The sequence below is a fragment of the Paenibacillus sp. DMB5 genome, from assembly GCF_001517085.1.
Classification (GTDB): Bacteria; Bacillota; Bacilli; order Paenibacillales; family Paenibacillaceae; genus Paenibacillus_AQ.
The window spans coordinates 1-15830 of record NZ_LRAC01000086.1 but is presented as its reverse complement, the minus strand read 5'-3'; the positions used below and the strand labels follow the sequence as shown (position 1 = coordinate 15830).

At 53.6% G+C, this 15830-nt stretch carries 11 protein-coding genes and 1 pseudogene; 3 read left to right on the top strand and 9 right to left on the bottom strand.

The genetic code is table 11. The features are described 5' to 3' along the window. The 3 genes from AWJ19_RS36140 to AWJ19_RS08175 form a co-directional block, all read left to right on the top strand. The coding region (locus tag AWJ19_RS36140; RefSeq protein ID WP_206744049.1) for a hypothetical protein at positions 1-198 on the top strand (198 nt) is incomplete at its 5' end. 238 nt (positions 199-436) lie between these two features. Further along, positions 437-1054, top strand: coding sequence for a TetR/AcrR family transcriptional regulator (locus AWJ19_RS08180; protein WP_068722770.1), 618 nt, complete (start codon positions 437-439; stop codon positions 1052-1054). Positions 1055-1082: 28 nt separating this feature from the next. Further along, positions 1083-3512, top strand: coding sequence for an MMPL family transporter (locus AWJ19_RS08175; RefSeq protein WP_068722768.1), 2430 nt, complete (start codon positions 1083-1085; stop codon positions 3510-3512). A 95-nt stretch (positions 3513-3607) separates the two neighbouring features. Here the strand turns inward: AWJ19_RS08175 and AWJ19_RS08170 are convergent, their stop codons facing one another. The 9 genes and pseudogenes from AWJ19_RS08170 to treC all read right to left on the bottom strand — a co-directional run bounded on the left by AWJ19_RS08170 (position 3608) and on the right by treC (position 15453). After that, positions 3608-3826: a hypothetical protein gene (locus AWJ19_RS08170; protein WP_068722767.1), complete on the bottom strand. Its 219-nt coding sequence runs from the start codon at positions 3824-3826 to the stop codon at positions 3608-3610. 27 nt (positions 3827-3853) lie between these two features. Then, the gene (locus AWJ19_RS08165) at positions 3854-4933 is read right to left on the bottom strand and encodes a DUF5808 domain-containing protein (protein WP_068722765.1); all 1080 of its coding nucleotides are present in this window, start codon (positions 4931-4933) and stop codon (positions 3854-3856) included. 2 nt (positions 4934-4935) lie between these two features. Then, positions 4936-5331, bottom strand: coding sequence for a GntR family transcriptional regulator (locus tag AWJ19_RS08160; RefSeq protein WP_068722763.1), 396 nt, complete (start codon positions 5329-5331; stop codon positions 4936-4938). Positions 5332-5480: 149 nt separating this feature from the next. Then, positions 5481-5987: a GNAT family N-acetyltransferase gene (locus AWJ19_RS08155; protein WP_068722761.1), complete on the bottom strand. Its 507-nt coding sequence runs from the start codon at positions 5985-5987 to the stop codon at positions 5481-5483. Positions 5988-6157: 170 nt separating this feature from the next. Beyond that, the gene (locus AWJ19_RS08150; protein ID WP_068722759.1) at positions 6158-7984 is read right to left on the bottom strand and encodes an S-layer homology domain-containing protein; all 1827 of its coding nucleotides are present in this window, start codon (positions 7982-7984) and stop codon (positions 6158-6160) included. Beyond that, positions 7951-10662, bottom strand: a complete 2712-nt coding sequence (locus AWJ19_RS08145; protein WP_068722756.1) for an alginate lyase family protein — start codon at positions 10660-10662, stop codon at positions 7951-7953. Before AWJ19_RS08145 ends, AWJ19_RS08150 begins: the two co-directional genes overlap by 34 nt. 214 nt (positions 10663-10876) lie before the next feature. Then, a complete protein-coding gene (gene treR / locus AWJ19_RS08140) occupies positions 10877-11596 on the bottom strand; it encodes a trehalose operon repressor (protein WP_068722751.1) in 720 nt (239 codons plus the stop codon). 132 nt (positions 11597-11728) lie between these two features. Next, positions 11729-13705 carry a PTS system trehalose-specific EIIBC component gene (gene treP / locus AWJ19_RS08135; protein WP_068722749.1) on the bottom strand — a complete coding sequence of 659 codons (1977 nt, stop codon included), beginning with the start codon at positions 13703-13705 and terminating at the stop codon, positions 11729-11731. A 43-nt stretch (positions 13706-13748) separates the two neighbouring features. Further along, positions 13749-15453: pseudogene (treC, locus tag AWJ19_RS08130) on the bottom strand (alpha,alpha-phosphotrehalase). Between the last annotated feature and the right edge of the window lie 377 nt (positions 15454-15830).

Sequence of the window (15830 nt, the reverse complement as noted above, 5' to 3'; positions counted from 1 at the left end):
CGGGGCGGCCGAAATCAAGGGCATTATTGCCCTTCATTTCGCACATTTGGCCCGATCGGCCAAATCAAGGGCATTATTGCCCTTCATTTCGCACATTTGGCCGGGGCAGCCGGAATCAAGGGCATTTTTGCCCTTATACCGGCTACTTGGCCGGACCATCCGGCCTTCCTTCCGCCTCACGCACCCGCGCCAGCGTAACAAATATCCGCAGCACATACGCATCCACCCAAAGTTAAAAAAGTATAGTACGCGCGTTCCTCCACAGCTTCAATGCTCTCTTACCCAAAGGCTTTCTTCCTTTAACTGCTGTGTATAGACATTTCCTCACTCTCAAAGTATTTGCCCATTGAGCATTTTTGCACTTTGGGCAAAAATATGCTTTAATAAACTTTAGAATTTAAACTATTACTCTACTCAAGAAAGGAGGAAATGAACGTTGAACCCCAAGCTGACGCTGCGCGACCAGAAAAAGGAGGCCACCGCTTATGCTTTATCTGTAGCGGCTTTTGAGCTTGCTCTGGTACACGGTATGGACGGCTTCATTGTAGACGATATTGTCCGGCAGGCGGGCGTCTCGCGGCGGACCTTTGCCAATTATTTTTCCTGCAAGGAAGAAGCGGTGGCAGAATATTTCATGACCCGGGCGACTAGTGACGATGAAAATGACCTTTTAGCCCATCTGGCGCCGGATGCGACACCGCTGGATGCCCTGTACAGCCTGCTCAAGCTGCAGTTCACTTCAGAATTTCTGCACAGATTGCGGCAGTTTGCATCTCTGGCCAACCAGTATCCGTCGCTGGAGCCCTACATCCTCAGCGTGTTCCGCCGGCTTCAGATGGCCGCACAGGAAGTGCTCGAACGGTTCACCCACGGCCGTTATTCCGACGGATACACGCATCTGCTGGCCGGTGCAGTCTACGGAGCATTTGTACCTATACTCGACGGACGGCTCAACGTGCTGCTCCCGGGTGAATCGCAGGAGGACCGGCCCGGCTCCGTATCTTTTGATCAATATCTGACTTCCATGTTCGCTTACTTACGCAACGGCTTCTAAACCAGAGACAAAAAGGAGAAACCATTACATGTCTACATTTCTGTACCGATTGGGGAAATCGGCTTATTCCAAGCCCTGGTATTTCCTCGGCACCTGGATTGTTATTCTTGGTGTGATTGGCGCTCTGCTCGGTGTTAACGGCATCCAGTCCAGCTCCGAAATGAAAATTGAAGGCACCGAATCGCAAAAGGTGCTGGATATGCTGGCCGAAGAGCTTCCGGCTGCCGCCGGCGGCCAGGCCAGCGTCGCCTTTACCGCACCGGAAGGCGAGCGGCTTGATACGCCTGAACGGGCCGCTCTGCTCCTTAAGGCCATTAATGATGTGTACAGCATGGAATACATCATTAACCCTGCTGAGCTGGCTGCCCAAGCAGCAGCCGCTGCCGCTCAGGCCGCAGGCGCTGACCCGTCCGCGGCTGCAGGCCAAGGCGCTGATCCGTCGGCCGCCGCAGGCCAGGGCACCGCCGCTGATCCGTCGGCCGCTGCAGGCCAGGACGATGCAGCAGCTCAAGCCGCTGCGGCTCAGGCAGCTGCCGCCGCGCAAGCTGCATCAGCTGTTCCTTACGGTCCGCTGATGGTTGACGGCGCTATGGTTCCCGGCGTCATGCTGTCCTCCGACGGCAACATCGCCCTGTTCCAGTTCCAGTTCACTGTACAGCAGACCTCACTACCATCCGAAGTACCGGACAACGTGATCAAGGCTGTAACCGAAGTCGAGCAGGCTGGCTCCGGTATTACTGCGATTCCGAGTGACTCGCTGAAGAGCACGCCTTCCATCGGTTCTACTGAAGCCATCGGTGTTGCCGTGGCTGCGGTCGTATTGTTCATTACCCTCGGTTCGGTTGTTGCAGCCGGGCTGCCACTGATTACGGCGCTCCTCGGGGTGGGTATCAGTGTCGGCGGCGCCTTTGCCCTCGGCAGTGTAATCCAGATGAATGACATTACGCCAATTCTGGCTGTAATGATCGGTCTGGCTGTCGGGATTGACTACTCCCTGTTTATCGTTAACCGCCAGCGCCGCCTGATTCTCGATGAGAAGCTGAATGCGCGTGAAGCGGCCAGCCGGGCTGTCGGAACTGCCGGCAGCGCCGTATTTTTTGCCGGATTGACTGTCATTATCGCCCTGTGCGGGATGCTGGTTATCGGTATGGAATTCCTGTCCACTATGGCGCTCGTTGCCGCTGTCAGCGTACTGATCAACGTCCTGCTGGCACTGACCCTGCTGCCTGCGCTGCTTGGTCTCGTCGGCGAAAAGATCTGCACAGCCAAAGCGCGCTCCAAGAGTGCTGCTGCCGGCAACAAAGAGCATCACGGCTTCTCGCACCGCTGGGCTAACGCTACAGTGAAATTCCGCTGGCCGATCATTATTCTGGTCGTGCTTGTACTTGGAACAGCTGCGATTCCGGTAACCAAAATGGAGCTCGGTATTCCGTCCGGCGCCTCGGCAAACCTGGATACTCCGGCCCGCCAGAGCTATGACGTCATCTCCAAAGGCTTCGGCGAAGGCTTCAACGGCCCGCTGCTGCTGGTTGCCCAGCCGAATAACCCTTCAGACAAAATCTCGATGGAGACGCTCGGCAAGCTGACTCAAGAGCTGCAAATGCATAACAATGTCACACTGGTATCCCCGATGGGTGTTAACGAAACCGGCGATATTGCCATTATCAGCCTGATTCCAAAAACCGGGCCGACCGATACAGAAACAAGAGATCTGGTGCAGGATCTGCGCGATCCTTCCTACAGTCTTGCGTCCGACAACGATATTACCCTTGGTGTAACCGGCTTTACCGCCATTAACATCGATATGTCATCCAAGCTTTCCGATGCTTTCCCTATTTACATCGGTATCATTGTTATTCTTTCTCTGATCATTCTGCTGCTTGTGTTCCGGTCGATTATTGTGCCAATCAAAGCAACAGTAGGCTTCATCCTCAGTATCCTTGCTACCTTCGGCGTGACTACAGCCGTTTATCAGTGGGGCTGGCTGCACTCCCTGTTCGGTTTTGATACCGGCGGGCCGCTGCTCAGCTTTATGCCGATTCTGGTCACCGGTATCCTGTATGGTCTGGCGATGGATTACCAGGTGTTCCTGGTCAGCTCGATGCGCGAGGCTTATGTTCACGGCCGCCACGGCAATGACAGCATCGTACACGGCTACGATCTAGCCAGCCGCGTCGTGCTTGCTGCGGGTGTGATTATGGTTTCCGTCTTTGCCGGCTTCATCTTCGCACCAGATGCGATGATCAAGCAGATCGGCTTCGCCCTGGCCTTCGGTATCCTGATTGATGCCTTTATCATCCGGATGACGCTCGTTCCGGCCGTAATGGCCGTGTTCGGCGACAAGGCCTGGTGGCTGCCGAAATGGCTGGACCGCATGCTGCCGAACCTCGACGTTGAGGGCGACAAGCTGATTGCCAAGCTTAACGCCGAGAATGGCGTGAGCGGACACAAGAAATAACAAAAAGGACGGCATCACCGCCGTCCTCCCCAAATAAAGAGCAGAGCCTGCAGACCGTGTCTGCAGGCTCTGCTCTTTTTACTCCCGTTGAAAAGTTACTGCGCGGAAATCCCGAACTCTACGCCGGCAAAGGAAGGCCTGTCGGCTTCCGCCATTGACAACGCTACCGGGGCAGCACTTGACTGTGCCATCTCCGATGTATTCAGCGCCCCTGCGATATTCTCCATTGCTTCAATGGGTGCGTTGTCGTCGCAGCCTGCCAGCAGCAGACACAAAATGAACAAAACCAGAATTATCCGGCGGCTTTTTATCATTTGAAGTTTCCCTCCAGACCCTTCGCCTTATTTATTAATAACGGGCAAAATCAAGATAAATTCGATCACCGGAATGGCTGCCGTCGCGGCGACTATAATCTTACCTCGGGGATTGGCCATATTTATCGTCCAGCCGAAACCGTGAATGTTCGGAACAAGCAGCGCCGGATCCTCAGGGTTCACGTAAATGCTGCCGAGCCATTTCCAGTGCCTCTCCTCCATCGACGGAACGTCTCTTAGCTGATCAATACCTTTGATCCGCATGTAGAGCATTACGCCGATTAGGGCCACGAAGAGTACTGCCAAAAGCGACATGCCGGAGAGGAAGAGCAGATTTCCCTTCCAGCCGTACAATCCTATAGCCTGCGCCACTCCTACGAATACAATCATTAGCAGCGAAGCGGCCCATGCCAAAATCGAATGGATTCGCTTATGCGCTAACTGCTTCTGCAGCGAGCCTTCCCTGTCCTGGGGGTCCAGCGATGTCCTTGCACGGCTGATCAGCCGGTTATAGCAGAGGAAAACGGTGATATTTAGCGCTTGCACCATGTTCAGTACGAACACAATCCACACGGATTTGTTAAAACTGAAATTTCCGAGAATCAGCACCTGCGGAATCGTATCCCACTTCATAGCAGCGAAGAAGATGCACAGCGCCATCACGGCGGCATTTACCGAATACCACCACGGGCTTAACGCCGGTCTATGTGTCCTTCCGGCCATAAGACTTGCTGCGCGCTTACTCTGCGGGGCAATCTCCCAGCCTCTGGCTGCTTTCAAGCGCACTGCGGACATGCGGCTGATCCACATGGCAAAGCCTGACCCCATAATTGAAAGCAAAATAGCTGCCGTCCAAATCAGGAGACCCCACGCCGGCAGATAACGCAACCATAAAAAGCAAGCCGCTGCGCCGGCAACGGCCGCAAACCCGCTGGTAAGCATAGCATAATTCCGGCGAATGGCACGGACGGCAGGCTCCTGCTGGGCCTCCTCAGGCAGCACAATGCCGAACAGTACAGTCCGCAATCCGAGATAGACCTGTAAGCTAAGCATCAGAACGATCATTACATAAAGGCTCGATATCAAGATTAACGGTTGTTGTGCCAATGTTATTCCCCTCCGCGATTCTTAATTATATCCCGGTACACCGACTTGCTCTCCTGTGCAAATACCTCTTCCGCCATGCCTCTTACCGCAGCTGCCGCCGCAAGAGACCGCAGCTGCCGCCGGAGCTTCTCCTCAAAAGCCTCTGTCACGACGGGCATCCCGCCCGGCTGGACGATAACACCTGTCTTCCGGTGTACTTGAAGCAAGCCTTCCTGCTTAAGCAAGTTGTAGGCTTTGTTGACGGTATGGAGATTGATCCCCAGGTCCTCCGCCAGGCTTCGGATCGACGGAAGCGGATCTCCGGGCTGCAAGGCACCGGAGGCAATCCCTTCGACGATTTGGTCAACCAGTTGTGTATAGATCGGGGTTTCCGATTGCAGATCGAGCTCTATGAACAAAAACAGCCCTCCTTTATTCATTTGTTATATTACATGTATAACACAGATAACAAAACTACTCAATAGCGAATTGAAAATAATTCCATACAAACCAAAAAGCAGCTGACTACTGGTCAGCTGCCGCGGTGTCCTTATTCAACTAAGCTACACTATTGAACCGGAATTTCTTTTTCCATAATAAAATCATCCATGACAAATCCGTTCCCGATATCCGCAATTTGTTCCCGTACGGTCCGGAAGCCTTTTTTCTCATATACTGCAATACTGGATTCGTTATGACGATTGACCGTCAGCCAAATATGACTCAGGCTCCGTTCTTTACACAGCTTCTCCAGAAAAGCCAGCGCCTGGCTGGCATAGCTGCGTCCCCTGTGCTCCTTGCCTATGTAGAACTTGCTCAAGAAGAGCCTGCCCTCTTCGGGTCTGGCCGAAATATATCCGACTGCGGAGCCGTCACTACGGATTATGTAATATTCATAGCCCTGATTAAAGATCTGATCCGTAATCGCTTGAATAGACTGGAACTTTTCAATCATGTAATCAATCTGCTCCATTGTAATAATGGAAACGTAATATTCGCGCCATATTTCTCCTGCCAGTCGTGCCACCTCAGCGGCTTCTTCCGTTGTATCCACCTGTGAAAACATAAGTTTCATGACATGTGCCTGCCTTTCCCGGATCTCTTGCCCTATCATATTAATAAAATATTATAAATTCATGAAAGCTTGGCCGCAACTTTGTCTCCTTATGATGTCAAAAAAGCGCAGCCTGCAGACCCAGTCTGCAGCTGCGCTTCTATCAACACCTCACCGTTACATCACACGGCTCAAGACTGCTCCGCCCCCCACGCCCGGATCAGCCGGGCGAAGACCGCGGCCGCTTCCGCCCGGCTCGTTTCTCCCTGCGGATCAACATAATCGCCCGGCTTGCCGCTCAGAATGCCCCCCGCCGCCAGAGCCTCTACGGCGTCCTGCGCCCAGTGACTCACGCTGCCCGCATCGGTGAACTCCGGCAAAGTAATGCCAAGCGGCTTATAGCCCTTGGTTGCTGTATAGTTATACAGCATTACTGCCATCTGCTCGCGTGTAATGACAGCATCCGGGCTGAACAGGCCTTGTCCCGTTCCATTAACGATGCCGCTTTGGGCGGCCCAGGTTACCGCAGAGGTATACCATTGCCCGGCAGGCACATCAGTAAATCCCGTCCCTGCATACCTGCCCAGGTCCACTCCCTCCAGATTGGCCAATACCTGGGTGAACATCGCCCGGGTCATCGGCGTCCGGGGATCGAACAGCTCCTTGCCTGTACCACCAAACAACCCGCGTGCCGACACAAAGGCTATATCCTGCGCAGCCCAATGGGCGGAAGGCACGTCATGGAACACGTGACCGTTATAAACAACATCGTAAGTGCCCGTAGCTGCGGCGGTGAAGGTGACGCTGTTGCCGGCTGCTGCAGCCAGCGGCAGGATAACGTCTTTTCCGTTTTCTTTTTTAACTACGGCATACTCGTTAAGATTACGGCCTTCGGCTGCCTCAACAGGCAGCGTGAGGTTCAGCGGATAACCGGGCTCCGCATACACTGCCGGCTTACCGTCTTTCAGCAGTTCAATGGTATAGCTGCCTTTACGGATGCGGAGCACCAGCGTGTCGCCGTACTTCTTTTTCATCATCTGCAATGTAGCGCTTGGAAGGGTAACGGTTCCGTAGCCGCTTTTAATAGTAAATCTTGCTGCCCCCATCGCCGCTGCGGAGAACTGAACCGTCAGGTTATCAATGCCGTCCGCATTAATAACCAGCTCGCTGCCGCCGCCCAGAGCCGTCCCGATTTGGCTGTCGCCCAGAAGCAGGCTGTAGCCTCCATTCTCATTTTTGCTCAGCGTACCAGCTAACCCGTTCAGGGAAACCTGCGGTGAATCAGCAGCTTCTTCTGATTGCACGCCGCCGGGCGTTGCCGGATTCTCCGGCTGATTTGGAACGGGCTTGCCGTCCGGCAGCGCAATATCCTCTGCATTAAACATGAAGATCAGCCGCTCGCTGGTGGAAATGTCCGGAATATCTGTGATCTGCGAAAGTGTTTTGTTTCCCAGGCGAAGCGTCAGAACGGCATTGCTGCCAGATCCGGCTGCCTCCTGATAGACAATCCGGTTATCGTATTTGGAAGAAGCCAGAAAGAAAGGGCCGACTCCGCTGGAGCGCAGGATGAACCTTTCATTGTCACCGATCACTGTAGCATCCGCCTTGATCAGGTTGTATTCCCCCGACTTATCCTCCTTCACCGATAGATATTTGTTCGTCTCAAGCAGCAGGATCGAATACGTGCCGTCCTCGCCTGCTACCAATTGGAAGAACGGCGCATCCTTTTTCATCGAGCTTGTTGTAAGCTCACCATCGGCGTTGACTGCATAATACGAGTTCAGGGTCTCGGCGGTTTTTTGACCGTTAACGGTACTCCAGTTTCGCTGATACAAGGGCTCCCAGCGCGTCCGCATCTGAAAATACGGCCCGGCCACCGCAGTCTGCGGCTCCCCGTTGTAATAGGTCAGCGTGCCAAAGTTCAGATTGTCGAAGTGCACCATGCCCTGAGGCCGCATCGCCGCCGCCGCCCGGGCCGTCCAGGTCATATCAACCCCGTCAGTCTTGCTGTAAAGCACCAGCCCCTGCTCAAAACAGGTCTCAGCTCGCCCCGGTTCAGCCCGTTGTTCTCCATGTCAAACCCTGTCCCGTAATACCCTCTCCCGGTATCCCCGAACACATTCGGCATTGCTGTAAAAGGAACCTCCACCCCGGACAATTCCTGTGAATACAGATTGTATTTGGCCGAATACTCAAAAGCCTTCGCCAGCCTGTTGTCATACAAGGAAGCCAAGTCTTCATTCTGATTAGCGGCGATCAGGCAAATTTCAGCCATATAACCAAGCGCCAGCATGGCATGGGCCTGATCACGGCCGGTCTCCATCGTCTGCCCCGAATCGTTCACGTAAGCGAAGATAGAGCCGTTCGTATGAATGTCCTGATACAAGCCCATCGCGCGCTCAAAAATCCCACTATTGTCACACAGCACACCGATCGCCATCATGCTGACAATAGCGGCTGCGTCCCAGTTGCCGTTGGCCAGCATCGGAACGGCCGCATCCTGGATGACGGGGTAGACTACATTCAGCATCATAGCCTGCAGCACTGCAAAGTCCTCATAGCTATATCCGCTGTACCCGCCGCCGTAATACCGGATAATCTCCGCAGCACTCGCATACTTGTAGGCATTGATGCCTGCTCCCAGAATTCTGTCCCTGCCGTCAATGACCTTCAGTGTTTTTGCCCACTCACTCAGCAGGCCTGCGGCCATGTCCGCATATTTAGCATCCCCGGTGATGACCCACTGCAGGGCGTTGAAATACGCGGCATTACCTCCCTTTTCAAAATAACCGATGTTGCCGGAATCAGACGGGGCCCCTCCGCGCCCGACCTTTGAGAACACTTTGGTCTGGTAACCGGAGCTGGCTATTCCGTAAGGAACACTGTCTGTCATTCTCCGGTAATCGGAGTACCAGGGCTCTTGCTTAGCCTGAACATGCGCCTTCATATCCTCCAGGTCCTGCATGCTCAGCAAAATCCCCGGATGGCTGAAGATCCGGATACTTACCTCCGCCTTCGTGCTATAGCCGTCTCCGTTATACTCAACCGTATATGCATGAGTGCCGGCGCTCAAACCCTGCAGCTTCACCTGCATAAGGCCATCCGAATAAACCGCGTCAGATACTGTACCGTTAATCTTGTAACCGGCAGGGTCCGTATCCCCGTTCACGGGCTTCCACAATAAATATGCATTATCTCCGGATACCTTCTGGCTGATTTCCAGCGGGTCTTTTCCCGTAACCTGTTCAAAATAAAACCGGTATTCCTTGTTCTCAGCGGCTCTTCCGCTGCTCTGCATGGCATTAGCGGTCATTGTCACATTAAAGCGGCTGAAGTTGCTGTCATCCCTCATGGTGGACAAATGCGAGAAGATCCTGTAGAAGCCTGACTCTGTGTATTGATCCACATAAAAACGCTCATTCCACCCCGCTACTACTGCCGATGCTGTAATCTCAAACGTCCTGTCCGTACTGACGCCGTTCACCGCGCCGCTGATAATATTGAAATAACGGTGGGTATTGTCCAGGAACTCTTTTGCCGAAAAATAGTTCTGGATAGTCAGATATTTCCCGGTATCCAGCGACTTGATGGAATAAGCCGTTCTGGTCGCCCCGGCCTCAGGCTCCTCATGATCCACCGTTGCAAAATAATCAAGCACATACAGGGCAAATGCAGATGCCTCGCCGGGATGGGCGGTAAGCGACAGCTTTTCCGTAACCGGGTCTACTTTTACATACTGCCCATCCCCGCTCCTCATCTTAAGGATCATCGCCGCAGTCTGGCTGTTACTATAGTAATCTCCCAGGTCTGGACCGGTAATTTGGGACGGAAGCTCCATAATCTCCAGATTGTCCATCGCTGTCTGCAGCGTTAACCGGGCCTCGTCAACCTCAGCTTGCGTTGCATCGTTTATACTTAATGCTTTGGCCTGATCAAGTGCCGCCGTAAATATCGCCCAGCTTTCACGTGTGTACACGATTTCAATTAATTGCTCTGCTTGCGTAATCAGCGCGTTCAGAGCGGTTCTGTCGCTTCCATCGTTTACAACCGGATCACCCAGTGTAACGTTCAGGACAGGTCCCGGGAAACCTGAAGTGTTTCTGGAGGAAAATAACTCACTGGCACTAACTGTATTATCCTCCGCTTTTGCCGTCGTGAGATGAATACTCACTACTTCTCTTCCGTTGTTTAGCGCATTTCGGAAGATGGGAGACAGATCAACAGTAAGATTCTCTTCACTGGACGATGTGACCGTTCTGGTAACCACAGGGGAACCAGCGATTTCATACGGACGGGTGTTATAAGTAACATTGGTGACGGTCCATTCATTATCCGTGTCACGCAGAAGAGATTCACTTTCCGTAAAGACCAGCTCATTCGGCGCATGTGATTTTCTGAAGCTAAGCTGCATCGTCATTTCGTCCGGATTATACCGGTCCGTATCGATAGAGGACAAATCAAACTTCAGATACGCATGACGGGACTTTCCATAGATTAATTTGGCTGCACTCAGGCTTGTTCCCTGGGCATTGCCCTGACCGTTAAAATTGGACACAAAGGCATCCTGCGCGGCCGGAAAAGATAGGTCTGTCCCCGCCGCAGCCGCAGCGTTAACTCCCGGGCCCGTAAACAAGGAAGTCACCGGCAGACAGATACACAGCAGCACGGAAAAGAATGGCTTCAGATAAGGTTTCATGATCGCTCTCCTTTTGTGTTAAAATGCAAGGCTGTTATTTATGAATACGCTTGCAATAGTAACACAGATAGCAGATGCTCCATATGCGGCTTTTTTAAGCTTGATGCGGTTTTTTTTAAGAAGCTTCACGGAATGAAGTCTTGTTTTCGAGTTGTGAAAATAAAAAAAGCACCCCGGCCTGCCGGCTCTCAGGATACTTTTTTTGATGGATCATTTACCGCCGCACCCGTCTGGCAAAATCCACGAACTGGAACTTGTCCAGCCGGTGTCTGGATTCGGTGTACTGGAACAGCACGGTGTTCTCAAGATAGACGTAGTTCCGTACGACAACGATATGCGTGTATTTCTTCAGATCAAGCAGCCGGTGGTCCTCCTCTGTCGAGGGCTCCACGGAGATCAGCTTTTTGGCATAGCTGATCTTCAGCCCGAGCTCCCCTTCCAGATATTCGTAGATGGAGCCTGCGGCAATGTCCCTGCTTAGAAAAGGCACAATATCCGCCCGGAAATAGTCCTTGTCCAGAATGATCCGTTCCCCTTCGATCTCTCTGGCCCGGGTGACTTTCCAGATTAGGGCATCCTCCGGAATCTGCAGCTGTCTGGCCGGCATGGAGCCGGCCGGCTCCTGTACGGTCTCTTCAACCAGTGTCCGTGACGGGCCGCCCAGCGTGTCGCCCATCTCCTTGAAGGAAATGAGGCCGGTCACGGGAAAATCCATCCGGGTCATATCCAGCACAAACGAGCCGCGTCCCTTGATTTTGTGGATGTAGCCTTCCCGGAACAGCAGATTAAGCGCTTTGCGCACCGTCTCCCGGGAGGTGCCGTAGCTTTCGGCAAGCTCACTCTCTGACGGCAGCTTGGCTCCGGGCGGAAGCTGGCCGGAATGAATCCGGCTGCTGTAATCATTATAGATTTGCAGATAGATATTTTCTCTCAATGTTGATCACCGTCCTATATTGTATCATGCAATGCTGAAGGAAGCATCGCTTCAATTGTGGACAAGGCGTAACAGAAAAACAGCCCCGGAGGGCTGTCCATCTGCAGTCATTCTTTACCGGTGCGGGCCCGTTCAGCCCTTAAGATGAATAGTCAGGATACCGGTCTGCTTCGCTGTCGCCGGTCCGGTCTTCTCTTCAATCCGTTCTACCATATCCTGTCCGGCAGGAATAATGATCGGCGTAATGACCGGGAGACCGGCAGCACGGATTGCATCCATATCGAACTCCAGCAGCAGCTCTCCGGCCCGGACCTTGTCACCGATATTACGGTGCGAGGTAAACCCGTTGCCTTTAAGGGATACCGTATTGATTCCCACATGAATGAGCACCTGCACACCGCTGGCATGTTCAAGTATCAGCGCATGCTTGCTCTTAATGACATGGGCGATTGTAGCATCAAACGGTGCATAAACCTTACCGTCAGACGGCTCAATGGCAATCCCTTCACCCATCTGCTTCTCGGCAAAAGCGGGATCAGGAACCTGCTCCAGCGGCACCGCTCTTCCGCTTATCGGTGCAGCCAGCTCCAGGATGTTCACCGGCTCCTGCGAGGCCTGCACAGAGCTGCGGCTGCTAAGTTCATTGGTCCCGCTTACTGCGCCAGTCCGGGCAGTCTCAGCCGGCTGATTCTTTCTAGCTCGCTGCACAGCTATACGGCCATACAGCATAGTGGCGCCAAACGGCACAATCAGTACAATCGCCATCCCGACAAAGAACACGCCCCACTGGTTCGGGAAAATCGACAGGAAGCCGGGAATCCCGCCTACCCCGATGGACGAGGCCCGGACGTTATTAAGCGTCAGCAGCATGCCGGCAAGCCCGGAACCGATCAGTCCGAAGAAAAACGGATAACGGTAACGGATGTTAACCCCGAAGATCGCCGGCTCCGTAACGCCGAGGAAGGCGGATACAGAGGAGGTGACGGCAAGCCCTTTGGCCTTTTGCTCCCGGACGAGGAAGAACATCGCAAGAGCGGCAGCCCCCTGGGCAATGTTGGACAGCGCCAGCATCGGCCAGAGGAAGGTTCCGCCCTCACTGCCGATCAGCTGGACATCGACGGCAAGGAACGTATGATGCATCCCGGTGATGACCAGCGCGGAATACAAGCCGCCATAGATCAGGCCTCCAAGCAGTGCAAAGTGGTCGAAGATATAGACTAGACCGTCCGTAATCGCATTACCGATGGCAAACGTAAGCGGTCCGATAATGGTAAACGCCAGAAAGCCTGTGATTAGCAGTGCTACCGGTGCAACGACCAGCAGTTTAATGGAATCATGCACCCGCTTGTTCAGGAATTTCTCAATGACGGCCAGAATATAAGCCGAGACCAGTACCGGCAGCACCTGCCCCTGGTAACCGATCTTCTCGATATGCCAGCCAAACAAATTCCAGGTTGGAACAGTCCCTTCAAGTGAAGCGTTGGCATAGCCGTAGGCACTCAGCAAATCCGGATGTACCAGGATCAGACCCAGCACAATCCCGAGCAGCGGACTGCCCCCGAAGCGCGTAACTGCGGCCCAGCCGATCAGTGCCGGCAGGAACGTAAACGCCGTGCTGGCAATGGTATTGATAATGGAAGCTATATCGCTCCAGGCCGGATAGACCTGAACCAGCGACTCTTCGTCAAAGAAGATTCCCGGTCCGGTCAGGATATTATTAATCCCGAGCAGCAGACCCGCGGTGACGATGGCCGGAAGAATTGGAATAAAAATATCAGCCAGCATCTTGATCGCCCGCTGCAGCGGGTTCTGCTTACGGGCAGCCGCCGATTTCACCTCATCCTTCGAGGCGCGGGACCCGCCGGTAATCTTGATCATTTCATCGTAGACGGTATCAACCGTCCCCGGTCCGATTACAATCTGGAACTGCCCCTGGGTCGAGAACTGCCCTTTAACGAGGTCATTGCGGTCCAGCGCTGCCGAATCCACCTTGCTCTCGTCATAGAGCGAGAATCTCAGCCGGGTTACACAGTGTGTGGCAACCTCGATATTCTCCTTGCCCCCGACGGCCCGGACGATATCCTCTACATTTTTGCGGTCTATAGCCATGTGATCACTCCTTACCTGCTGTAGTTATAATGATGTAATAGAATTACGTGCGGATCAGCCACATGTAGGAGGCATAAGGGCTAAGCGGAAGGTCCTGCGCTAAGGCCGGGGCTTCTGCGGTATTACCGGTCAGCAGCTGCTGCCCGCTGCAGCTGCCCAGCTCTGACCATTGCTTGTCGCCGAAGCGGAAGGTGACTTCTTTTCTGCTGAAGTTCGAAACAACCACCAGCGTCGCTCCCTCTGCCTGTCTGGCATAAGCGAACACCTCCGGGTGGCCCTCATCCAGTCTGCTGAAGGTCCCTTCCACAAACACATTATGCTCCTTGCGCAGGGCAATCAGCCTGCGGTAGTGATGAAAGATGGAGTCCGGATCGGCGAGCTCTCTGCGCACATTGATATCCGGGTACCGTTCGTCGACCTTGATCCACGGCGTTCCTGTGGTGAAGCCGGCATTCGGGCTGTCATCCCACTGCATCGGCGTCCGGGAATTGTCACGCGAACGCTCCTGAAGGATGCTGAGCGCTGTGCCCGGCTTTTTACCCTGCTCCTGCAAAATCCGGTACATGTTCAGCGACTCAATATCGCGGAATTCCTCAATGCCTTTCCAGATCGGGTTCGGCATGCCGATTTCTTCACCCTGATAGACATAAGGTGTACCTTGCATGCCGTGCAGCGTTGTCGCCAGCAGCTTCGCACTTTCCACACGGTAGGCCTTATCGTCGGTGAACCGGGAAATGGCCCGCGGCTGATCATGGTTGTTGAAGAACAAGGCATTCCAGCCTCCGCCCTGCTGCATCCCGGTCTGCCACTCTGTAAACAGCCGTTTCATCGCCTCAAAATCATACGGCATCAGCTCCCACTTCTGCCCGTTCGGATAATCCACCTTCAGATGATGGAAATTGAACGTCATGGAGAACTCCCGCTCCTCCGGACTGGAATACCGGATGCAATGCTCAAGCGTTGTAGAGGACATCTCTCCGACCGTTACCATCTCATATGGCCCGAATACCTCATCGTACATCGCCTTAATAAATTCATGTACCCGGGGTCCGTCGGTGTAGAACTTGCGTCCGTCTCCCGGCGGCACACTGCCGTCATCATCAGGGAAGCGCTGGTCCTTGGAGATGACGTTAATGACGTCCATCCGGAAGCCGTCGACACCCTTCTTGGCCCAGAACAGCATCATATCGTTGACCGCCCGGCGTACCTTCTCGTTCTCCCAGTTGAGGTCTGCTTGCGTTTTGTCATACAGGGTAAGAAAATACTGACCCGACGCTTCGTCGAACTGCCAGGCCGACCGCCGAACTTCGACTGCCAGTTGTTCGGCAGTCCGCCATCCGGGCCCGGGTCCTTCCAGATATAATAGTCACGGTACGGGTTGTCCTTGCCGGAAGACGCCTGCTTGAACCACTCGTGTTCAACCGAGGTATGATTGACCACAATATCGGTCATTAGCTTCATGCCGCGCCGGTGCAGCTCCTGCACAAGCTCGTCGAAGTCCTCCATCGTGCCGAAGTCCGGATTAATTGCCTCGTAATCGGCTACGTCGTAACCGTTATCATGCTGCGGCGAAACGTAGACCGCTGCAGCCAGACAATATCAATTCCCAGCTCCTGCAGGTAATCCAGCTTCTCTGTAAGCCCTTTAATATCTCCTGTTCCGTTACCTGTCGTATCCTTAAAGCTCTTAGGGTATACCTGATACACCGTGGACCGGCGCCACCATTCCGAATACCGGGTCTGTGTCAAATGAAGCACCTCCAGAATTTGGTTCTCTCCCAATCATTAAACTTGTATATACAAGTCCAAACACTTCACACAGTTTAAACCTGTATATACAGGTTGTCAACAAGTTTGTGGATGGACAGCCAAAAGAGACTCTGCCAACCAGGTAGTTGGGGCAATGGGTTGGATTAGTGAGATTTTTCCCTTTGGTGAGGCTCGTTCGCAGGCACTTGAGGCGATTCAAGGGGATTTTTCCCCTTGGTGCGGCTCGTTTGCGGACGGATGAGGCGATTCAAGGGGATTTTTCCCTTTGGTGCGGCTCGTTTGCGGATGGATGGGCTGATTCCGGTGCGACCCCCTAATTCCGGAGTCTCCCATATAAAATCGACTCTTGCCGTAGA